This is a genomic window from Microbacterium sp. A93, from assembly GCF_051842835.1.
Map to the genome: position 1 here is coordinate 803,527 of NZ_JBPXMT010000001.1, position 21,088 is coordinate 824,614.

General features: G+C 64.7%; 20 protein-coding genes. 9 read left to right on the forward strand and 11 right to left on the reverse strand.

Annotated elements, in window-relative coordinates:
* Positions 1–27: 27 nt before the first annotated feature.
* The 3 genes from ACSU1G_RS04030 to ACSU1G_RS04040 form a co-directional block, all read right to left on the reverse strand.
* Positions 28–1,089: a hemolysin family protein gene (locus ACSU1G_RS04030; protein WP_439278598.1), complete on the reverse strand. Its 1,062-nt coding sequence runs from the start codon at positions 1,087–1,089 to the stop codon at positions 28–30.
* Positions 1,086–2,405 carry a hemolysin family protein gene (locus tag ACSU1G_RS04035; protein ID WP_439278599.1) on the reverse strand — a complete coding sequence of 440 codons (1,320 nt, stop codon included), beginning with the start codon at positions 2,403–2,405 and terminating at the stop codon, positions 1,086–1,088. The genes ACSU1G_RS04030 and ACSU1G_RS04035 overlap by 4 nt, the downstream gene beginning before the upstream one ends.
* 137 nt (positions 2,406–2,542) lie before the next feature.
* Entirely contained in the window at positions 2,543–4,012 is a 1,470-nt protein-coding gene (locus ACSU1G_RS04040) for a GuaB1 family IMP dehydrogenase-related protein (protein ID WP_439278600.1), read from the reverse strand.
* Positions 4,013–4,166: 154 nt separating this feature from the next.
* On the opposite strand from ACSU1G_RS04040, the gene ACSU1G_RS04045 reads away from it, so the two are divergent.
* Together ACSU1G_RS04045 and ACSU1G_RS04050 are read left to right on the forward strand one after the other, a co-directional pair.
* Positions 4,167–7,850, forward strand: coding sequence for a multifunctional oxoglutarate decarboxylase/oxoglutarate dehydrogenase thiamine pyrophosphate-binding subunit/dihydrolipoyllysine-residue succinyltransferase subunit (locus ACSU1G_RS04045; protein ID WP_439278601.1), 3,684 nt, complete (start codon positions 4,167–4,169; stop codon positions 7,848–7,850).
* 20 nt (positions 7,851–7,870) lie between these two features.
* Complete coding sequence (locus ACSU1G_RS04050; protein ID WP_439278602.1) at positions 7,871–8,761, forward strand: YegS/Rv2252/BmrU family lipid kinase; 891 nt, start codon at positions 7,871–7,873, stop codon at positions 8,759–8,761.
* Here the strand turns inward: ACSU1G_RS04050 and ACSU1G_RS04055 are convergent.
* The 3 genes from ACSU1G_RS04055 to ACSU1G_RS04065 form a co-directional block, all read right to left on the reverse strand.
* Positions 8,758–10,050: a GNAT family N-acetyltransferase gene (locus ACSU1G_RS04055; protein WP_439278603.1), complete on the reverse strand. Its 1,293-nt coding sequence runs from the start codon at positions 10,048–10,050 to the stop codon at positions 8,758–8,760. The two genes, ACSU1G_RS04050 and ACSU1G_RS04055, sit on opposite strands and share 4 nt — an antisense overlap.
* A 69-nt stretch (positions 10,051–10,119) precedes the next feature.
* A complete protein-coding gene (locus ACSU1G_RS04060; protein ID WP_439278604.1) occupies positions 10,120–10,365 on the reverse strand; it encodes a zf-HC2 domain-containing protein in 246 nt (81 codons plus the stop codon).
* Entirely contained in the window at positions 10,362–11,024 is a 663-nt protein-coding gene (locus ACSU1G_RS04065) for a sigma-70 family RNA polymerase sigma factor (protein WP_439278605.1), read from the reverse strand. Before ACSU1G_RS04065 ends, ACSU1G_RS04060 begins: the two co-directional genes overlap by 4 nt.
* Before the next feature lie 48 nt (positions 11,025–11,072).
* Here ACSU1G_RS04065 and aroA point away from each other — a divergent pair, with 48 nt between their 5' ends.
* Genes aroA through bcp form a run of 3 tightly spaced genes read left to right on the forward strand, consistent with a single transcriptional unit; the run spans position 11,073 to position 13,964 of the window.
* Positions 11,073–12,398, forward strand: coding sequence for a 3-phosphoshikimate 1-carboxyvinyltransferase (gene aroA / locus ACSU1G_RS04070; protein ID WP_439278606.1), 1,326 nt, complete (start codon positions 11,073–11,075; stop codon positions 12,396–12,398).
* Entirely contained in the window at positions 12,395–13,477 is a 1,083-nt protein-coding gene (rsgA, locus tag ACSU1G_RS04075) for a ribosome small subunit-dependent GTPase A (protein ID WP_439278607.1), read from the forward strand. The genes aroA and rsgA overlap by 4 nt, the downstream gene beginning before the upstream one ends.
* Complete coding sequence (bcp, locus tag ACSU1G_RS04080) at positions 13,446–13,964, forward strand: thioredoxin-dependent thiol peroxidase (RefSeq protein ID WP_439278608.1); 519 nt, start codon at positions 13,446–13,448, stop codon at positions 13,962–13,964. Before rsgA ends, bcp begins: the two co-directional genes overlap by 32 nt.
* A gap of 20 nt (positions 13,965–13,984) precedes the next feature.
* Here the strand turns inward: bcp and ACSU1G_RS04085 are convergent, their stop codons facing one another.
* Positions 13,985–14,422 carry a hypothetical protein gene (locus tag ACSU1G_RS04085; RefSeq protein ID WP_439278609.1) on the reverse strand — a complete coding sequence of 146 codons (438 nt, stop codon included), beginning with the start codon at positions 14,420–14,422 and terminating at the stop codon, positions 13,985–13,987.
* Positions 14,423–14,627: 205 nt separating this feature from the next.
* Here ACSU1G_RS04085 and ACSU1G_RS04090 point away from each other — a divergent pair, with 205 nt between their 5' ends.
* Positions 14,628–14,876, forward strand: a complete 249-nt coding sequence (locus tag ACSU1G_RS04090; RefSeq protein WP_438253564.1) for a WhiB family transcriptional regulator — start codon at positions 14,628–14,630, stop codon at positions 14,874–14,876.
* 65 nt (positions 14,877–14,941) lie between these two features.
* On the opposite strand, the gene ACSU1G_RS04095 is transcribed toward ACSU1G_RS04090, so the two are convergent.
* Both ACSU1G_RS04095 and ACSU1G_RS04100 read right to left on the reverse strand, forming a co-directional pair.
* Entirely contained in the window at positions 14,942–16,426 is a 1,485-nt protein-coding gene (locus ACSU1G_RS04095) for a sensor histidine kinase (protein WP_439278610.1), read from the reverse strand.
* A 78-nt stretch (positions 16,427–16,504) separates the two neighbouring features.
* A complete protein-coding gene (locus tag ACSU1G_RS04100) occupies positions 16,505–16,891 on the reverse strand; it encodes an Rv3235 family protein (protein ID WP_439278611.1) in 387 nt (128 codons plus the stop codon).
* 124 nt (positions 16,892–17,015) lie between these two features.
* Here ACSU1G_RS04100 and ACSU1G_RS04105 point away from each other — a divergent pair, with 124 nt between their 5' ends.
* Positions 17,016–17,606 (forward strand): hypothetical protein, encoded by a 591-nt coding sequence (locus ACSU1G_RS04105; RefSeq protein WP_439278612.1) that lies wholly within the window; start codon positions 17,016–17,018, stop codon positions 17,604–17,606.
* Between the two features lie 41 nt (positions 17,607–17,647).
* On the opposite strand, the gene ACSU1G_RS04110 is transcribed toward ACSU1G_RS04105, so the two are convergent.
* Positions 17,648–17,917 carry a helix-turn-helix domain-containing protein gene (locus ACSU1G_RS04110; protein ID WP_439278613.1) on the reverse strand — a complete coding sequence of 90 codons (270 nt, stop codon included), beginning with the start codon at positions 17,915–17,917 and terminating at the stop codon, positions 17,648–17,650.
* 98 nt (positions 17,918–18,015) lie between these two features.
* Here ACSU1G_RS04110 and ACSU1G_RS04115 point away from each other — a divergent pair, with 98 nt between their 5' ends.
* The gene (locus ACSU1G_RS04115; protein WP_439278614.1) at positions 18,016–18,636 is read left to right on the forward strand and encodes an SAF domain-containing protein; all 621 of its coding nucleotides are present in this window, start codon (positions 18,016–18,018) and stop codon (positions 18,634–18,636) included.
* Positions 18,633–19,919 carry an AAA family ATPase gene (locus ACSU1G_RS04120; protein WP_439278615.1) on the forward strand — a complete coding sequence of 429 codons (1,287 nt, stop codon included), beginning with the start codon at positions 18,633–18,635 and terminating at the stop codon, positions 19,917–19,919. The genes ACSU1G_RS04115 and ACSU1G_RS04120 overlap by 4 nt, the downstream gene beginning before the upstream one ends.
* Here the strand turns inward: ACSU1G_RS04120 and ACSU1G_RS04125 are convergent.
* Positions 19,810–21,036 (reverse strand): pyridoxal phosphate-dependent aminotransferase, encoded by a 1,227-nt coding sequence (locus ACSU1G_RS04125; RefSeq protein WP_439278616.1) that lies wholly within the window; start codon positions 21,034–21,036, stop codon positions 19,810–19,812. The two genes, ACSU1G_RS04120 and ACSU1G_RS04125, sit on opposite strands and share 110 nt — an antisense overlap.
* Between the last annotated feature and the right edge of the window lie 52 nt (positions 21,037–21,088).

Genomic DNA, 21,088 nt, shown 5'->3' on the forward strand with positions numbered 1-21,088 from the left:
GCCCGTCAACCGGGCGGGATGGGCGCGTCAGCGGCCGTGGACCTTCCGCGTTGCGTCCTGCACCTCGCCGACGAGCTCCTCCAGGATGTCTTCCAGGAACAACACGGCCGTTGTCTCGCCCTGCGCATTGCGCACCTTCGCCAGGTGGCGACCGGCTCGGCGCATGACCGCGAGCGCATCCTCCAGGTCGGTGTCCTCCTGCACGGGCGCCATGTGGTGGATGCGCTTCTGCGGGATCGGCTCCACAGTCATGGTCGCGGCATCCTCCCCCTCTGAGGCGCGCAGAATGTCTTTCAGGTGCACGTAGCCGAGCGGCACACTGTCGTCGTCGACGATCACGTATCGGGAGAAGCCGTACCGGGCGACAGCGCGCTCGATGTCATCCGGCGTGGTGGTCTGCGGCAATGTCACCAGATCGCTCAGCGGGACGGCGATATCGCGTGCCTTCTTATCGGTGAACTCCACAGCCTTCGTCACGGCGCCCGAGGTGTCCGAAAGTACCCCTTCACGACGCGACTGATTGACGATCGTCGCCACCTCTTCGATCGTGAAGGTGGATGCCGCTTCGTTCTTCGGCTCGACGCGGAACAACCGCAGCACGCCGTTGGCCGCCGCATTGAGCACCCAGATCACCGGCATGAACACCTTCGATACCCACACCAGCGGCGGGGCGAGGATGAGCACTGCGCGATCCGGCACCGAGAACGCGAGGTTCTTCGGCACCATCTCGCCGAACACCACGTGCAGGTAGGAAACCAGCAACAGCGCGATCACAAACCCGACGATATCGACGACAGCATCCGACCATCCGAAGGCGTGCATCGGGATGCCGAGGAGATGGTGAATTGCCGGTTCTGAGACATTCAGAATCAGCAGCGAGCAGATCGTGATGCCAAGCTGCGAGGTCGCAAGCATAAGCGTCGCGTGCTCCATTGCGTACAGCGCGGTCTTGGCAGCACGCGAGCCCTGCTCGGCGCGTGGCTCGATCTGCGAACGTCGTGCCGAGATCACTGCGAACTCGGCTCCGACGAAGAAAGCATTCGCGACGAGAAGCACGACGAGCCAGACGATTCCTTCCCAATCGTTCATCGGGTCACCTCTTCGCTTGCAGCATCGACCGCGGTCGCCGTGTACCGAACGCGATCCACGCGGCGCCCGTCCATGCGGATCACCTGCAGTACACCCGAGTCGAGCGTCACCGCGTCACCGATGACCGGAACGCGCTCAAGCACACTCATCATGTAGCCGCCCACGGTGTCGTACACATCTCCTTCAGGAACCTGGACTCCGGTGCGACTGCGCAATTCGTCCGGACGGAACTCGCCCGGGAAGGTGATCGAGTCGAGCCCGACAACCACGCCGGCACGGCTGCGGTCGTGCTCATCGGAGACCTCGCCGACAATCTCCTCGACCAAGTCTTCGAGCGTCACGATCCCGGCGGTTCCGCCGTACTCGTCGACCACGATGGCTAGCTGGTATCCCTTTGCACGCAGTTCGGAGATCAACACATCCAGATGGAGCGTCTCCGGAACGCGCAGTGGTTCGGTGGCCAGTGCCCCGGCCGGCACATCGGCACGACGCTCGCGGGGCACAGAGACTGCCGCCTTGAGGTGCACAACACCGGTGATGTCGTCAAGATCGTCGCCGTAGACCGGGAAGCGACTGAGCCCTGTGCGTCGGGCAAGCTGAATGACGTCCTCCGCAGAATCACCGGCGAAGATCGCGTGCATGCTCGGACGCGGGGTCATCACGTCGTCTGCGGAGAGGCGGGCAAACGTGAGGCTGCGGTCGAGCAGGCTGGCAGTGTCCGCCTCCAGAAAGCCAGCGCTGGCAGAGCGGCGCACGAGCGAAGAGAGCTCCTCGGCCGTTCGAGCGCCGGAAAGCTCTTCCTTGGGCTCGATGCCCATCGAGCGTAGAACGCCGTTGGCACTGCCGTTGAGCACCACGATAATCGGTCGGAAGACGGCCGTGAATCCGGTCTGGAACGGGATCACAAGTTTGGCGGTCTGGCGCGGCAACGCAAGGGCGAAGTTCTTCGGCACCAGTTCGCCGAGAATCATCGACAGAACGGTAGCGATGGTCATGGCCACCACGGTCGCAATGGGACGGACGGTGGCTTCGGCGATGCCCCATGACATCAGCACCGGTCCGAGCAGGTTAGAAAGTGCCGGTTCCATCGTGTAACCGGTGAGCAGCGTGGTCAGCGTGATGCCGAGCTGCGCGGACGAAAGATGGGTCGACGTGTGCTTCAGTGCGCTGATCGTGAGCGCCAGTCGCGATTCTCCGCGGGCCTGGCGTGCCTCGAGTTCAGCCCGGTCGAGGTTGACGAGCGCGAACTCACTCGCGACGAACAATCCCGTTCCTACCGTGAGAAGGAGCCCCACGCCCAGCATGACGTAATCCATCAGTCGCTCCCCTCCTCAGAGAAGAACGGCAGGCTGTGGGGCTGTGTACTACTACTGGGAGGGTCATCCATGGTGCTTCGATTCTACAGAACCAGTCCTGTCAGCTCGCCCTTGGCCGTGCGAAGGTCCGCAGGCCGCTACCAGCTGACCGGCAGCGCTTTTCCTTCTTCGTACCCGGCAGCCGACTGGCGGCCGACCAGGGCTCGGTCGTGGAACTGCGAAACCGATGCCGCACCGGCGTATGTGAACGAGGAGCGCACGCCGGAAGTGATCATATCCAGCAGGTCCTCAAGGCCAGGGCGCAGCGGGTCGAGGTAGATCTTCGACGACGAGATCCCCTCGGCGAAGAGCTCCTTGCGCGCACGATCGTAGGCGTCGAGCCGTCCGAATCGCGCCTGCACGGCCTTGGTCGATGCCATGCCCCACGACTCCTTGTAGATGCGTCCTTCGGCATCAGTCTGCAGCTGCCCTGGTGCCTCGATCGTGCCAGCGAACCAGGAGCCGATCATGACGGATGCCGCGCCAGCCGCGAGTGCGAGCGCAACATCGCGCGGGTACCGCACTCCCCCGTCGGCCCACACGTGTGCGCCCAGCGATCGCGCTGCCTCGGCAGTTTCCAGCACCGCGGAGAACTGCGGCCGACCAACCGCGGTCATCATGCGCGTGGTGCACATCGCGCCGGGACCGACGCCGACCTTGAGAATCGATGCCCCTGCATTGACGAGATCGTGCACGCCGTCCGCAGTGACGATGTTGCCTGCCACAAGTGGGATGCCGAGGTTCAGTGCGGCCACCGCAGACAGAGCACGCAGCATCCCCTCCTGGTGTCCGTGCGCAGTATCAATGACGAGCACGTCGACGCCAGCGGCGGCCAGAGCTCGAGCCTTCGCAGCGACGTCACCATTGATCCCTACGGCTGCCCCCACTGCGAGGCGCCCGTCGGCATCGAGCGATGGAGAGTACAGAGTCGAGCGCAGGGCGCTGCGTGCGCTGAGCGTTCCGACCAGATGTCCGTGATCGACGACCGTGACCAAATCCGCACCGGTCTCAGTGATGACGTCGAACGCCGCGCGTGCGTCCGTGATGTCTTCGGCGGCCAATGCAGGTGTGCCAGAGTGCACCAGGTCACCCAGCTGCGCGTCCGGAAGCGCCACTCCGAGTCGCGTGGCAGGCACGATGCCACGCACCCCGGCCGCGTCGATGCGCATTCCACCATCGACGAAGGAGCCCTCGGCAACGACGATGCCATGTCCGGCAGTCGGCGGCAGCAGGCGCAGCGCATCTGCAACCGAGGCAGCAGGAGACAGCACGAGTGGGGTGTCCCAGGCGACCGGTTGTGCCTTGACCTCACGAATAGCGGCATCCAGATCCTGCAATGGCATGTCTTGCGGAAGGATGCCGAGACCACCTCGCCGCGCCAGCACGGCGGCGAGCCGGGGCCCTGTGACCGAGTTCATGTTTGATGCCACGAGCGGAATGGTCGCGGGGGTACCGTCGTGGGGCGCGAGGTCCACCTCAAGCCTGCTCGTGATGTCCGAACGTCGTGGCACCAAAAAGACGTCCGAATAGGTGAGATCTACGGCGGGTTGCTCGTTGACGAACTTCATGTCTCCACGGTAGCTTTCCGCGGCGCAAAACGCGCGGGTCTGCACGCGTATTCATGTGCAAGAACACGTTAGGCTAGAACGTACGGTGCGCGAATCCGGGGACTCCGGGGCGCGCACGAACTAAAGCTTCAGCGATGAAAGAGGGCGATAGCGCGTGGCGAACCAGGCAGCCGGCGTCGGGGGTTCAGACGACGGGGATTTCGGAGCCAATTCGTGGCTCGTCGACGAACTCTACGAACAGTTCAAGATTGACCGCAACTCCGTTGACAAGGAGTGGTGGCCGATCCTGGAGAACTACAAGCCGGAGACAGCTCCCGCGTCTCCCGCGGTGACCAGTCCGGCAGCTTCTGCCGCCGCCGCTGAGCACCCGGTCACGGCACCGATCCCCGTGATCGGCTCGCAGCCGGTGGCTCGCACCACTGCCAAGCCTGCCGCGCCAGCGCCGATCCCGGCTCAGGCGCCCAAGCCCGTGGCGAAGACCGCCGAAGAGTCCGCTGACGAAGACAAAGTCACCCCGCTGCGCGGAATGACGAAGACCCTCGCCGCGAACATGGACCAGTCACTGACGGTTCCCACCGCAACCAGCGTGCGCACGATCCCCGCGAAGTTGATGATCGACAACCGCATCGTCATCAACAACCACATGTCACGCACACGCGGCGGCAAGATCAGCTTCACGCACCTCATCGGCTGGGCACTCATCCAGACGCTGAAGGAGTTCCCGAGCCAGAACGTCTTCTACGCAGAGATCGAGGGCAAGCCGTCCGTCGTCGCCCCGGCGCACGTCAACCTCGGCATTGCCATCGACCTGCCCAAGCCTGATGGCACCCGTGCCCTCATGGTGCCGAGCATCAAGCGCGCCGACACGCTGACGTTCACCGAGTTCCTCGCCGCCTACGAAGACCTCGTCACCCGCGCCCGCGCCAACAAGCTCACTGCCACTGACTTCGCCGGTACGACGGTCTCGCTCACGAACCCGGGCGGTATCGGAACAGTGCACTCCGTTCCGCGCCTGATGAAGGGCCAGGGCTGCATCATCGGCGCCGGCGCCCTTGATTACCCGGCCGAGTTCCAGGGCTCGAGCAGCAGGACGCTGGCTGAGCTCGGCATCGGCAAAACGATCACCCTGACCAGCACCTACGACCACCGTGTCATCCAGGGTGCCGGCTCCGGCGAGTTCCTGAAGAAGGTGCACGAGGCCCTCATCGGTCAGCGCGGCTTCTACGACGGCATCTTCGCGGCAATGCGCATCCCGTACGCGCCGATCCGCTGGAACTCCGACATCGCTGTCGACCTTGCCGAGCGCGTCGACAAGCAGTCCCGCGTGCAGGAGCTCATCAACTCGTATCGTGTGCGCGGCCACCTCATGGCCGATATCGACCCGCTCGAGTACGTGCAGCGCTCGCACCCTGACCTGGAGATCGAGAGCCACGGCCTCACTTTCTGGGACCTTGACCGTGAGTTCGTCACCGGCGGCTTCGGCGGCAAGCGCGTGATGAAGCTTCGCGAAATCCTCGGCGTGCTCCGCGACTCTTACTGCCGCACCCTCGGCATCGAGTACATGCACATCCAGGACCCGGAGCAGCGTCGTTGGTTCCAGGAGCAGCTCGAGATCAAGTATCAGAAGCCCGGCCACGATGAGCAACTGCGGGTCCTCCGCAAGCTCAACGAAGCAGAGGCATTCGAGACCTTCCTGCAGACGAAGTTCGTCGGTCAGAAGCGGTTCTCTCTCGAAGGTGGCGAGTCGCTGATCCCGCTGCTCGACGAGATCCTTCAGGGCGCGGCCTCCTCCGGTCTTGAAGGTGCTGCGATCGGCATGGCCCACCGTGGCCGTCTGAATGTGCTGACCAACATCGCCGGCAAGACCTACGGTCATGTGTTCCGCGAGTTCGAAGGCCTTCAGGCGACAGGCAACCAGCGCGGTTCCGGTGACGTGAAGTACCACCTCGGCACCGAGGGAACCTTCGTGGCCGACGACAAGTCCGAGCTGCCGATCTATCTCGCTGCGAACCCCTCGCACCTCGAGACTGTCGACGGCGTGCTTGAGGGCATCGTCCGCGCCAAGCAGGACCGCAAGCCCATCGGCACGTTCTCGTGGCTACCGATCCTCGTCCACGGCGACGCTGCCTTCGCGGGCCAGGGCGTCGTCGTCGAATCCCTGCAGATGTCTCAGCTGCGCGGTTACCGTATCGGCGGCACGATTCACGTGGTCGTCAACAACCAGGTCGGCTTTACGACGACACCGACGGATGCTCGCACCTCGGTCTACGCGACCGACGTCGCCAAGACCATCCAGTCACCGATCTTCCATGTGAACGGCGATGACCCAGAGTCCGTCATCCGCGTCGCCCAGCTTGCGTTCGAGTACCGCGAGCGCTTCCACAGCGACGTCGTGATCGACCTCATCTGCTACCGCCGTCGCGGCCACAACGAGGGCGACGATCCCTCGATGACGCAGCCACTCATGACGGATCTCATCCAGGCGAAGCGTTCGGTGCGCAAGCTCTACACCGAGGCGCTCGTCGGCCGCGGTGACATCACCGAAGAAGAGTATGAGCAGGCGAAGGACGACTTCCAGGGTCGTCTGGAGATCGCCTTTGCCGAGACGCACGCCGCAGAGACCGGTGCGACTCCGATTGCCCCTGAACTGCCCCCTGTGGACGAGGTCGTCGGAGCACCAGAGGTCACCGGCATCTCGACCGAGGTCGTCGGCCTCATCGCTGAAGCGTTCGCGAACAAGCCCGAAGGCTTCACCGTGCACCCGAAGATCCAGCAGCTTCTCGACAAGCGTGTCGAGATGACGCGCAGTGGCAAGATCGACTGGGGCTTCGGCGAGCTTCTTGCCTTCGGTTCGGTGCTTGCTGAGGGCACGTCGGTGCGCCTTGTCGGGCAGGATTCGCGCCGCGGCACGTTCGTGCAGCGTCACGCTGTCATGCACGATCGCGCGAACGGCCAGGAATGGCTGCCGCTGTCGAACCTGTCCGAGAGCCAGGGCCGTTTCTTCGTCTATGACTCGTTGCTGAGCGAGTACGCCGCCATGGCGTACGAGTATGGCTACTCGGTGGAGGCTCCGGAAGCACTCGTGCTCTGGGAGGCGCAGTTCGGCGACTTTGCCAACACCGCGCAGGCCGTTATCGACGAGTACATCTCGTCCGCTGAGCAGAAGTGGGGCCAGCAGTCCGGCCTCACGTTGCTGCTGCCGCACGGCTACGAGGGCCAGGGGCCGGACCACTCCTCGGCACGCATCGAACGTTTCCTGCAGCTGTGCGCCCAGGAGAACATGATCGTGGCACGACCGTCGACACCGGCATCGCACTTCCACCTGCTGCGTCGTCAGGCATATGCACGCCCCCGCAAGCCGCTCATCGTCTTCACACCGAAGGCCATGCTGCGCCTGCGCGGCGCGACCAGCGCGGTCGAGGACTTCACGAGCGGTCGCTTCGAGCCGGTGCTGGACGACGACCGCGGCCTGGACCGCGATGCCGTCAAGCGCGTGCTGGTGCACTCCGGCAAGATCCATTGGGATCTGCGCAGCGAACTCGACAAGAACCCGAACCCAGAGATCGCACTGGTGCGGCTCGAGCAGCTGTACCCGACGCCGCTCGACACGCTGAGGACTCTCACCAACTCGTACCCCAACGCGGAACTGGTGTGGGTGCAGGACGAGCCCGAGAACCAGGGCGCATGGCCGTTCCTGGCTCTGGAGTTCGCTGCAGTGCGTGAGCGCGGCTTCCGCGTGATCGCTCGTGCGGCGTCCGCTTCGCCCGCGACCGGTTCGTCGAAGGTGCACGCGGCTGAGCAGGCTGATCTGCTCAAGCGCGCCCTCACTCTGGACTGACCATCGCCGCGCTGCGCGTGATGGTCGTCATCAACCCGACGGCACGCGGCGGCACAGCGGGACGCGCAGCCGTTCGAGCAATCGAGCGGCTGCGCGAACGCGGTGCATCGGTGACCGTCGACGACGGCCGCTCGTTCGAGGACACGCGTCGCGCACTCGATGAGGCACGCACCGGCCGCCCAGACGCTGTCGTGGTCGTGGGCGGCGATGGAACGATGCGTCTGGCTGTCGAGGCGCTGCACGGCACACAGATACCGCTCACTCTGATTCCGGTGGGTACTGGCAACGACTTCGCGACCGCGCTGGGCATCCCCCGCGATCCGCTCGTCGCCGCCGATCTCGCCTTCGACGGCCGGCTCACGAGCCTTGATATCGCACGAGCGACGCGCGCCGACGGCTCATCCCAGCTGTTCGCCACGATCCTCGCCAGTGGCTTCGATTCCAAGGTCAACGAGCGCGCCAACCGGATGCGCTGGCCACAGGGCCGCGCGCGCTACAACATCGCCATCGCAATCGAATTCGCTCTGCTCCGGCCGATCGAGTATCGACTCTCGTGGATCGATGACCAGGGCAATCCCGGCGAGTACGACGGACCGCTGCTGCTCACCGCCGTCGCGAACACCACGACCTACGGCGGCGGAGTACCGATCTCGCCGAACGCCGATCCATCCGACGGGCTGCTCGATCTCACCTTCGTCCGCCCTGCGTCACGCCTGCGACTGGTCGGCGTGCTCGCCAAGGCGTTCCGTGGCAGACACGTGCACGAGCCAGAGGTCATCACGCACCGCGTGCGCAGCATCCGCCTCGAATCGGCAGGGCTCACCGGCTACGCCGACGGCGACCCGATGGGCGCTCTACCGATCACCGTCGACCTGCTGCCGCAGGCACTGACGATGCGCGTTCCTGCCTAGTACCAGATACCCAGAACCGGTGCCTCGGCGGCACGGAATGCATCGTCGATGGATGCCGCGCGCTCTGCTGTGGCATCCAGCCGGCCCGCGGCGCGCAACTCGACCGCACTCACTCCCCCGGCGTACAGCGCGGAAAGCGCGCCGACGTCGAGTGTCACGTCTGCTGTATCGCCGTCAGCCGCGGTGACCGTGGCATGGCCATCGACCACACTGACTCGCCACGACCCCACGGCGAAGCCGAGCGCATCTTCCACCAGCAGCACGACATCGAGTGGCGCCCGGTAGGTGCGTGCGGTGAGGGCGGCAGCAACGTCAAGAATGCGTAGCCAGCCGTGGTCGTGCACTGTGACCTCAACGCCACGGCGATCATTCACCAGCCACGGAAGCGGGTCATCGATCGGACGCAGATCGACGTTCACCTTGTCGACCAGATCATGCTGCAGAGCGAAGCCCCAGAGCGCCCGAAGCGCATCCGGAGTCACCGTCGACATCTGGAAGATGGTCATCTCTGAGTGGAAGGTACCCGGGATCTCGGCAAGCTTGTACGCCATAACACCGCGAACCGCGCCCTGTTCGTCGAGGTAGCGCACCCCGCGCACCGCCGCGGGCGCAGAGTGCCCAGGCGCAAGTCCGGCAACTCGATCCCACCGACGATCCCACCCGGCGATCTGTCCGGATCGCTGAGTGCGCTCGACCTCATGCAGCGTGGCGATGTTGGTCTTCAACGCGTTTTTGTCGAGGTACTCCAAGCGACCTGCGGGTGTTCCGCCGGCCCACCCAGCGCGGCGGGTGTCGACCGTGATCCGTGCGACCGGAACCGCGGATGCGAAACCGTAGCGGCCGTAGATTGTTGCCTCGGAGACGGTGAGGCCGGCAATCGCCACGCCGGCGGATGCCGCGGCACGAAGCTCGCCCTCAAGGAGCGCCCGAGCAATGCCGCGACGACGGTGAGTACCGGACACTGTGACAGAGCTGATCGCCCACATACCGATCTCGCCACCGGGGATGGTCAGCGGCGTCACCCAGGAATTCACCGTCGCGACGGGCCAGGTGCCGACCGGAGAGTCAGCCTCGAAGACCCCGATGTTGCGACGATCTGCAATCGCGCCACTATCGGCGGCAACGAGGTCAGCTGCCGGATCGACGTCCAGGAACCCGCGCGCATCCGCCCGGACGAACGCTTCAGTATCGGCATCCGCTGACGTATCAATCAGCCGGTAGGTCAGCTGCTGAGCATCGAGGCGCTCAAAGGACGTGGGGTCGACGGGGACAGTGCGTGCGTCGGTCATCACACCAGCCTAAAGGCAGGCGCCTTCATGAACACTGACGGGAAGCCCCAGCGGTGTCAGTGCCAGGCGTCAGTGCGCTGCGGCCTGGGCAGCTCGAAGCTTAGCGAGCACCTGATCGCGCAGCTCCTCCGGAGCGGTCTCCTTGCAGGCGCGAGCCACGACCTCGGTCAGCGTGCTGGCGACCAATGCCTCTCCCTGGCAGGAGGGGCAGTTCTCGATGTGCTCACGAATCTCGGTGTGCTCGGTGCTGCACACCTCGTTGCGGAGGTATTCCTCCAGGTCCTTACGGGCCTTGTCGCAGCCGCAATCGCTCATTTCTTGCTCCTTGTAGCGGCCGTGGCAATTCCTCGCTCAGCGGCATAGTCAGCCAGCATCTCCCGCAGCATCCGTCTGCCACGATGCAGACGACTCATTACGGTGCCGATGGGGGTCTTCATGATGTCCGCGATCTCCTGGTATGCGAATCCTTCGACATCGGCCAGGTACACCGCCAGACGGAAGTCCTCAGGGACCTCCTGGAGCGCGTCTTTCACCACGGAAGCAGGCATGCGGTCGATCGCTTCGGCCTCGGCAGAACGGCTGTGGGATGCGGTGGTCGACTCTGCGCCACCCATCTGCCAGTCTTCCAGCTCATCGATGGTGCCTTGGAACGGCTCACGCTGCTTTTTGCGGTAGATGTTGATGTAAGTGTTCGTGAGGATGCGGTAGAGCCACGCCTTCAGATTCGTGCCCTGCGTGAACGACGCCCAGGACGCGAAAGCCTTGACGAAGGTCTCCTGCACAAGGTCTGCCGCGTCGGCGGGGTTGCGCGTCATGCGCATCGCCGCCGCATACAGCTGATCCATGAAAGGAATCGCCTGTTCCTCGAACTCGCGCTGCGCGTCGCGGAGTGTGTCTGCGGGTGCCGTGTCATCCATCACTGGCCAGTCTAGGCCTGAGATGTCTTCCACTTCTCTTTCCAGCGTCGCGATCATCCCCACTCCTTCTCGGCGCTTTCGGCACCATTCACTAAGGTGGAACCGATGAGCGACACAAGGTATTCCCCATCCCCCGCCCGGGGCGCCTATGCCGCGCCCGAAACAACGAGCGCTGTGAACTCGACGCTGACCATTCCGGGGTCGAAGTCACTCACCAACCGCGAGCTGATTATCGCGGCGATCGCGGACGGCCCCGGCCGTCTGCTTGCCCCGTTGCACTCGGACGATTCGCTGCGGATGGTCGAAGCGCTGCGCGCCCTCGGCATCGGCATAGAAGAGATCGAAGGCGCGGGCGAGTTCGGTCCCGACCTGCTCGTAACTCCTGCTCCCCTGCGCGGCGGCGCCACCGTCGACTGCGGCCAGGCCGGCACCGTCATGCGGTTCATCGCCCCGCTTGCGGGACTCGCCGCACACGACGTGCATGTCACGGCGCACGAGAATGCTCTGCACCGTCCGATGGGTGCCATGATCACCGCCCTGCGCGACCTCGGAGTCGACATCGATGACGAAGGCACCTGGTCACTGCCCTTCACGATCCGTGGTCAGGGTCGCATCCGCGGTGGCCGCCTCGAGATCGATGCTTCCGCATCAAGCCAGTTCGTCTCCGGTCTCCTCCTCGCGGCTCCTCGCTTCGACGTCGGGCTGCACCTGGTGCACACCGGTGATCACCTGCCGAGCCTGCCGCACATCGATATGACCATCGAGTCACTCAGCCGTCGCGGCATCCGCATCGAGCGGCCCGCAACAGGCGAATGGCTCGTCGAGGCCGGTGTCCCGCGTGCCAAAGAGATCTCGATCGAACCGGATCTCTCCAATGCGGCGCCGTTCCTCGCGGCCGCGATGGTGACTGGCGGCGAGGTCTCGATCACCAACTGGCCGCTGCACTCCACGCAGCCCGGCGCACTACTGCCCGACATCCTGCAGGCGATGGGCGCTCACGTCGGCCGCCATAGCGGCACGATGACCGTGCGTGCGGGTGACAGCATCCGCGGTCTGGATCTCGATCTCTCTGCCGCTAGCGAGTTGTCTCCGACCATCGTCGGCCTCGCTGCTTTCGCGAATGCTCCGACAACGATCCGCGGTATCGGTCATATCCGCATGCATGAAACCGACCGGATTGCCGCACTGATCGGCAACCTCACTGCGCTGGGCGGCGAAGTGGAGGAGCTCTCCGACGGCCTGCGCGTCATTCCCCGTCCCCTGCACGGCGGGCACTGGGCCGCGCACAACGATCACCGCATGGCCACAACCGGTGCGCTGGTCGGTCTCCGCGTGCCCGGCGTCGTCATCGACGACATCGGCACGACCGCGAAGACACTGCCGGAGTTCACCCAGCTCTGGGAGCGGATGCTGGGAGGCACCACCGCGTGAGCTGGCTCCCTCCAGATGACGACCTCGAAGACGGCTTCGAGGGTTTCGACGAGAACAGCTTCCGCACGCGCCCGAATCCCAAGGCGAATCGTCCGCGCACAAAGCGGCGCCCCGCACACGATGACGCACAGATCGGTCGCGTTCTCGGAGTCGATCGCGGCCGTTACAGCGTGATGATGGATGAGCACACCGCTGACGAACGCGCCATCACGACCACACGTGCGCGGGAACTGCGCCGCACCCCGATCGTGACGGGCGATCAGGCCCGCGTTGTCGGCGACGTCTCCGGCGCGGAGGGAACGCTGGCGCGCATCGTCGGGATCGTCGAACGCACGTCCTTGCTACGGCGCAGCGCCGATGACACTGATCTGGTCGAGCGCGTCATCGTGGCCAACGCCGACCAGATGCTTATCGTCGTCGCGGCCGCCGACCCCGAACCGAGAGCCCGCCTGGTCGATCGCTATCTCGTGGCGGCCCTGGATGCTGGCATCCGCCCTCTCCTCGTCGTCACGAAGACCGATCTCGCCGACCCGACAGCGTTCCTGTCGCACTTTGACGGGCTCGATCTGCGGGTGTTCACGAGCGCGAACGATCAGATGCCGCTCGACGAGATCGGTGCCGCGCTGATCGGGCACTCGACGGTCTTCGTCGGCCACTCGGGAGTGGGTAAGTCCACCCTGGTGAATGCCCTCGTACCGTCCGCACAGCGTGCGACGGGGCATGTGAACCAGGTCACCGGGCGTGGACGCCACACGTCGTCCTCAACGGTCTCGCTCCGCTACGAGGGTGTGGGCGGCACCGGCTGGGTGATCGACACGCCTGGAGTGCGCTCGTTTGGGCTCGGACATGTGGACCCAGCGAACATCCTCGCGTCGTTCACCGAGCTCGCCGGCATCGCTGAGAACTGCCCGCGGGGGTGTACACACCTGACGGATGCCCCGGACTGCGCTCTGATCGAAGCGGCCGCGGAAGGCAGATTGAACGACGCCGAGCGGTCTCGCCTGGATTCGCTACAACGCATGCTGCAGACGTTCGCGGACAAAGCGGATGCGAGCACAGGATCTTCTTCCGGTCGATAGGCTGGAGAACGTGACGAATCTGCGCCTGGAACCCGGTACCGCCGCCCCCGACTTCACCCTGCAGGATCAGGATGGCTCCGCTGTAAGCCTTTCCGACCTGCGCGGGCAGAAGGTGATCCTCTACTTCTACCCCGCTGCGATGACGCCCGGCTGCACAACTCAGGCGTGCGACTTCCGCGACAGCATCGCCTCGTTGCAGGGTGCCGGCTACCGCGTCATCGGCATCTCACGCGACGAGCCAAGCAAGCTCGCGCAGTTCCGCGACCGCGACGCTCTCCCGTTCACGCTGCTGAGCGACCCAGACCACGCTGTGCACACGGCGTACGGCGTCTGGGGCGAGAAGATGAACTACGGAAAGGTCATCGAGGGAGTCATCCGCTCGACATTCGTGCTGGACGAGAACAGCACGCTCACACATGCCCAGTACAACGTGAAGGCCACGGGTCACGTCGCCCGACTGCGCAAGACGCTCGGCCTCGACGCCTGACGTCTTGACGCCTTGACGCCTTAGTCCGAGACCGGCCCCTTGCCTGGATCATCCTGGGTGGGCTCATCCTGGGTGGGCTCGTCCGTGCGGATTGACTCTTTACGAGTGCTGGCGACCAGCAGGATGAGTCCAAGGAGTCCGGGGATTCCGACGCCGAGCACGAAGGCCCACGCCACCGGCGGCACGGTGAGCGACGCGAGCGCCAGTGCAATCGCCAGAATCTGCAGCACCACACCGCCAGAGCGCGCCCACATGTAACCTCGGCGCGTACCCACAGCGAAGGCAAACAGCGCCACAGCCCCGATCAGGGTCAGCACGATGAGCGCGATCGCAGTGGGAAGCGAGGCTGCATCTCCGGATCCCAAGCCGATGAATTCCATCACCATAAGCACGGTCAGAACGGCACCTTCGAGGGCCAACACCGCCGCTGCAGCAGCCGCCAGGACGGGTGAATGCACAATGTCTCCTGAGAAATCAGATTTGTAGGCACAAAATCCTTGATTTCGAGCCCGAGCTGTAACACAATGTTAACAGTCATGTGCTCCCACAGCGGCGTGGGGCGAGCATCCGCTCGCACTCAACTGAGCGACGATACCCGATTTCGTCGCCCGAACTGAGCATTCGTACCGCGAACGCTCACCGAGATCCACCCAAGGAGCCCCAATGGACTGGCGCGATAAATCCGCCTGCCTCACCGTCGACCCCGAGCTGTTCTTCCCCGTCGGGAACACCGGGCCGGCTGTCGACCAGATTGAAAAGGCCAAGGCTGTCTGCGCTACGTGCACAGTCACCGAGGTCTGCCTGCAGTACGCCCTGGAGACCAGCCAGGACTCGGGTGTATGGGGCGGTCTCTCTGAGGACGAGCGTCGCGCTCTCAAGCGCCGTGCTGCGCGCGCCCGCCGCGCATCCTGAGCTTTCCACACTGAGAAACGGCCGGTCCCGCTGATGCGGGACCGGCCGTTTTCACGTAAGTGGCGCTACTTCTTGAGCCAGCGCATTGGCAGGTTGATGACCACCTCGGTGCCCTCACCCTCGCTGCCGCGCCACTCGATCGTGCCGCTCAGCTCTCCCTGGATCAGCGTGCGGATGATCTGCGTGCCAAGGCCCTGACCGATCCGCCCTTCCGGAAGCCCGTGTCCGGTGTCGTGTACAGAGACATGCAGGTTCTCGTCGGTGCGCACGGCATCGATCGTGATCGTGCCTTCCTTGCCCGCAAGACCGTGCTCGACGGCGTTGGTGACCACCTCGGTCAGCGCGAGCGCCAGTGGGGTGGCGTACTCGCTCGGCAGAACTCCGAAATGTCCCGTGAACTTGGTGCTCGCTCTGGTGTTGGGGGCAGCGGCCACCTCGGCGACCAGCTTGAGCACGCGGTGGAAGACCTCATCGAAGTCGACCGTCTGTGTGAGTCCCTGCGCCAGGGTGTCGTGCACGACGGCAATGGCGTCGACCCGACGCATCGCCTGGGTGAGCGCGTCGCGAGCCTCATCCGAGTGCGTGCGTCGTGCCTGGATGCGCAACAGAGATGCCACCGTCTGCAGGTTGTTCTTGACGCGGTGGTGGATCTCACGAATCGTGGCATCCTTCGTGATCAACTCCTGCTCCTGGTGACGCAGTTCACTCACGTCACGGCACAGGATGATCGCGCCGATACGGTTGCCGTGATCCTTCAGCGGAATCGCCCGCAGAGACACTGTGACTCCGCGTGCTTCGATATCCGTGCGCCACGGCGCGCGCCCGGTCACCACGACAGGAAGCGATTCGTCTACCTGACGAGTCACTGGCAGGATTCCGGTCGTGACTTCGGCCAGAGACTCCCCCTCCAGTTCGTCCTCGAAGCCCATCCTGTTGAACGCGGACAGCGCGTTGGGACTGGCGAACGTGCTGATGCCGTCCACATCAATGCGGATCAGACCGTCTGAGGCACGGGGCGCACCACGACGGGGCGATGTCGGGGCCGCGAGATCAGGAAACTCACCCGAGCGGATCATCCGGAACAGGTCATTCGCGCACTCGTCGAAGGTGATCTGCTGCCGGGACGGAACCCGCGCCTCACCGAGGTTGGTGTGCCTGGTCACCACGCCGATCACCGGCGGACGCTCACCCGCCTTGCCCCGCTCGCGCACGATCGGCACGGCGCGCACCCTGGTAGGTGTCTCTTCGAACCAGTCCGGCGATGATGAGTCGACGATGTCGCCCGAATCGAACGCACCCTGCACCTGAGTGCGCCACTGCGGCCGCACTTGATCTCCCACGATGTCGCGGTAGAAAAGCGTCGCGGCGCCGCTCGGGCGCGTGTGCGCCACGGCCACAAAGGAGCCGTCATTCGTAGCAACCCAGATGACGATGTCGGCGGATGCGAGATCAGCGAGCAGCTGACCGTCCCCGGAGAGGCGATGAAGCCACTCGACGTCGTTATCGGTCAGGCAGCCCTGGGCATGGACGAGATCACTGAGGGTTGACACGACTCCAGCCTAGAACCCCAAGGCCACAGCTCGTGCCACGCCGCGACAGCTCGGGTGTCGAGACGCAACAGGCCCCGATCAGAGCACGGCGAAGGACGTCGCCCGCCATCGGTGGTCCAACCCCTCGAGCCGGATCGCCACGGCCCTCGTCCGGCCTGGCCCTGCGACGATGACCACGGCTTCGACAACCCCGTCGGCAGGTGTCGTCTGACGGATCGACAGGATCTCGAAGACGGGTCGGGTCGGGTGCGTGTCCCGCGCGCTTCGCGCTCGAGCGGAGAGATTCGACCGCGCTCCCAGCTTTCGATACGCGTCCTCGCTGAACCAACGCGCCAGCTGATCCAGCTCTCGTACCCCGGCGAACACCTCCAGAACACCCTGGGTCAGGCTGCGCAGCAGCTGCGTGGGGTTGGGAAGCTCGGTGGCAGCGGTCGGCTGCGGGGCAAAGTACTCATGAAGCGTCATCGTTGTCACTTTCAGTCTTTGATGCGAGCCAGTAGATCACGCGACACCTCCCGCTCGCAGGCCTGCGAGCGCAAGATGTGGATAACTCGTACGCGCTCGGCGGTTGTCCTCTACGCTCGGTCGCGTGCACTGGGATCGCTTGTTCGAAGACCTCGAAGGTCAGCTCGCCGCCGAATGGGAGGCGGAGCGGGCCGTGTTGGATGCCGAATCCGAACGCCTGCGCATCGCGAGGCTCAGCCTTCGCACGAGATTGCGCGTGCTCGAGCTGCGAGGGGCTCCGCTCATGCTGCGGCTGGTCGACGGTGAGCGTCGATCCGTGCTGCTCCAGGCCGTCGGCGCCGATTGGATAGCCGTGCAGCTACAGGATGCACCGACCGCCATGATCGTTCCACTGGCGGCGCTGACAAGCGTAGAGACACACCATGGCGCACTGTTGGAGACCTTGGAGGACTCTCCCCTGCCCTCAGACGGGCTACGCGATCGGATGACGCTGGGATTCCTCCTGCGAGACCTCGCTCGCCGTCGCATCCCGCTGCACATCGCACTCCGCGACGGTGAGACGCTTCACGGAACGATCGACCGCGCCGGCAGCGACCATCTCGATCTGGCCGTGCATGACGCCGGTGAGGCACGACGAGCTGCTGCGGTGCGCACATTTCGCATCGTGCCGTTCGATGCGCTCGTGTGGGCGCGTACCGACAGCACGGCGATCTAGCTACCGGCGCCCTCACAACCGACTCTCCAGTAACTAACGAGCTACCGCGTTTGGGGTCCCCACACCTCGGGGAAGCTCGCCTCGTCTGCCTGATGCCACAGCGCCATGCGCCGCGCCTGTTCGGTCTGCTCAGCCAGATAGTCGGAGATGCTCTGCTCTTCCACTCGCCAGCGCGCAGGGGAGCCGAGCTGCGCTCCACGGAGCCGGCCGGCCATGACAAGCGCAATGATCTCGTCGACCTCAACACCGAGCAGCTCGGCAACCTGCGCAGGAGCGAGGAAACGAGGAGGAGATGCGGGCGTATCGACCATGCCACCATTCTGTCGTGCCCAAGGCCTGTCCCCTAACGGCTTTCAAGCCCTGTGGATAACTTCTTACTCGAATCTGCGGATTCTGTGACGATGTGTGCATGACGACCCAACCGCGCGTCCGTCGCGCCTTCTGGGGCGACGTCCGATTCCTTGTCGGGCTCGCCCTGGTGATTCTTTCGATTCTCGGGGTCTGGCTCATCGTGTCTTCGGCGCGACAAACCACCCCTGTGCTGCAGGCGAACCGCACGATCACTCAGGGCGAGGCGCTGGTCTCTGATGACTTCCGCGTGGTGGAAGTCAGTCTTGGCAGCGTCGTGGACGGCTATCTGTCCCCACAAGACTTGATCGCCGGGTTGATCGCCTCGCGCACACTGGCAGACGGTGAACTCCTCCCGGCAGCAGCTGCTGTCGACGCGCAGAGCAGCCGCACCACCAACATCGTGGTCGAGAGCAGTGTCGGCCTGCCTGAGACCGTTGGGGCAGGGACGCCGGTCGAGCTCTGGTATTCGCCGCTCGTCGCGGATGGCGATAGCTTCGATGCCCCGAGGATTCTCGCGGCTGACGTCGTGGTCGCGTCCGTCCCAGAGGCGAACGGCATGCTCACGCAACGCAGCGCGGCAGTTGAGCTCGTGATCGATCGTGCGGATGTCGCCGCGGTGCTGGCTGCGATCACCGGAGGCGCTGCGTTGTCTGTGGTGCCCCTCGGGTCAAGCTCATGACGGCGGTACTGATCGCACTGGATGAGCCGCGCGCCTCATCGCTCGGCGCCGCGCTCGAACGGGATGGCATTCGGGTCATCGATATTGTGTCGCCTGCGCGCGTCACCACGGCGCTGCTGTCTGCCGCAGACGCGATCATCCTTCCTGCCACACGCGCGGCCCTCACGGGCGAGCTGGTGGCTTCCTGCGACCGCGCGGGCGTTCGAATCGTGACCCTCGGCGTCGGCGAGTCTCGTCTGCTGAGCCGGTACGGTCTCCCCGAGGCACTCCCCGAGGATGCCGAATCCTGGCAGATCGCCGATGCACTCGCTGAAGAGGATCCGGAAATCGCGCCGCCTGTGCTGCCGTCACGGCGACGCATCATCGCCGTGTGGGGAGCGCACGGCGCACCGGGGCGCTCCACCGTCGCCATCCAGCTGGCCGTCGAGCTGACCCGATCAGGACGCAATTGCGCTCTGATCGATGCCGACACCGTCGCGCCCGCGCTGGCGCTCCTGCTCGGACTCGGCGACGATGCTCCTGGAATCGCCGCCGCCTGCCGACGTGCTGAACTGGGCGGGTTGGATGCCACCGAGCTCAGCAGACTCGCCACCAGGGTGGAGACGAGCGCCGGCAGCCTCGAGGTTCTGGGCGGTCTTAATCGCCCCTCTCGCTGGCCCGAGCTCTCTGCCACTCGACTGAGCACAGCGCTCCGGCTCTGCAGGGACTGGGTGGATGAGACGATCGTCGATGTTTCCGCGTCCTTCGACGCGGACGAGGAGATCTCGGATGATCTCACCGGACCCAGAAGGCATGCCGCGACCACAGCGGTGCTGCAAGAAGCAGACGTGGTCGTGGCAGTCACTGCTGCCGATCCGCTGTCGATGTCGCGATTCCTCCGCGACCATGCCGAGCTTCGCGGTCTCATCGGTTCAACCACGCGGATCGCGGTCGTCGCCAATCAGGTGCGGCCTGGGCCGCTCGGCATCGATGCGCGCGGTCAGATTCGGCGCGCCCTCGAACGGTTCGCGAGCATCACCGATGTGACCTTCCTACCGTTCGATCAGCGCGCAGCCGACGCCGCGCTGCTGCACGCTCGCCCGATGGCGGATATCACCCCTCGATCAGCGCTGGTCTCTGCCATCCGTCGACTCGCGGAGGGTCTGGAACCGCCACGGGCGCACCACGCCGAAGTCACTGCCGGTAGCTTGCGAGGAAGTTCCCGAGTCGCTCAATGGCTTCGCCCAGGACGCGCGGCTCTGGCAGCGTCACCACGCGGAAGTGATCCGGAGTGGGCCAATTGAACCCGGTGCCCTGCACGAGAAGGATGTGCTCAGAGACAAGCAGGTCGTAGATGAACTTCTCATCATCGTGGATCGCGTGGACGTTCGGATCCAAGCGCGGGAAGGCGTATAGCGCTCCCTGCGGCTTCACGCATGAGACGCCGGGAATCGACTCCAGAGCCTGCCATGCGACGTCACGCTGCTCGTGCAGGCGACCGCTCGGGGCGATGAGGCTGTCGATCGACTGCACGCCACCGAGAGCTGCCTGCACAGCGTGCTGACCGGGCACGTTCGGGCAGAGGCGGGTCGAGGCGAGGAGCGTGATTCCCTCCAGGAAGCCCTTCGCATACTGCTGCGGACCTGTGACGACGACCCACCCGGAACGGTACCCGGCAACCCGATACGTCTTGGACAGACCGTTGAACGTCAGGCACAGCAGGTCGGGCGCGAGCGTGGCTGTAGGAATGTGCACCGCGTCGTCGAACAGGATCCGATCGTAGATCTCATCTGACAGGAGCAGCAGCTCGTGTTCACGGGCTATCTGCACGATGCCTTCGAGCACCTCACGGGAGTAGACCGCACCGGTCGGATTGTTCGGGTTGATGATGACGATCGCTTTCGTCTGCGGCGTCACCTTGGACCGGATATCCTCCAGGTCAGGCTCCCAGCCGCTCTGCTCATCACAGACGTAGTGCACCGGGGTGCCACCAGCCAGGCTGGTCATGGCCGTCCACAGCGGATAGTCCGGGGCCGGGATGAGCACCTCATCCCCCTCGTCGAGGAGCGCCTGCATGGTCATCGTGATCAGCTCGGAGACACCGTTGCCGAGATAGACGTCATCGGGGCCAAACTGTGGGAAGCCTTCGATCTGCTCATAGCGGCTCACTACCGCCCGTCGCGCGGAGATGATGCCGCGGCTGTCGCTGTAACCGTGCGCGGTGGGCAGCGCCGCAAGCATGTCGTGCACGATCTGATGCGGTGCATCGAAGCCGAAGATTGCGGGGTTGCCGGTGTGGAGCTTGAGGATGTTATGCCCCTCGGCCTCCAGGTGCGCCGCCTCGACGAGCGCTTTACCGCGAATCTCGTACAGGACGTTCTTGAGCTTCGACGATTGATCGAAGTGGCGCGTAGGGGTCATTGAGAAAGCCTACCGGCTTATGCCGGCAGGCTTTCTCAACTCAACTCAGCTC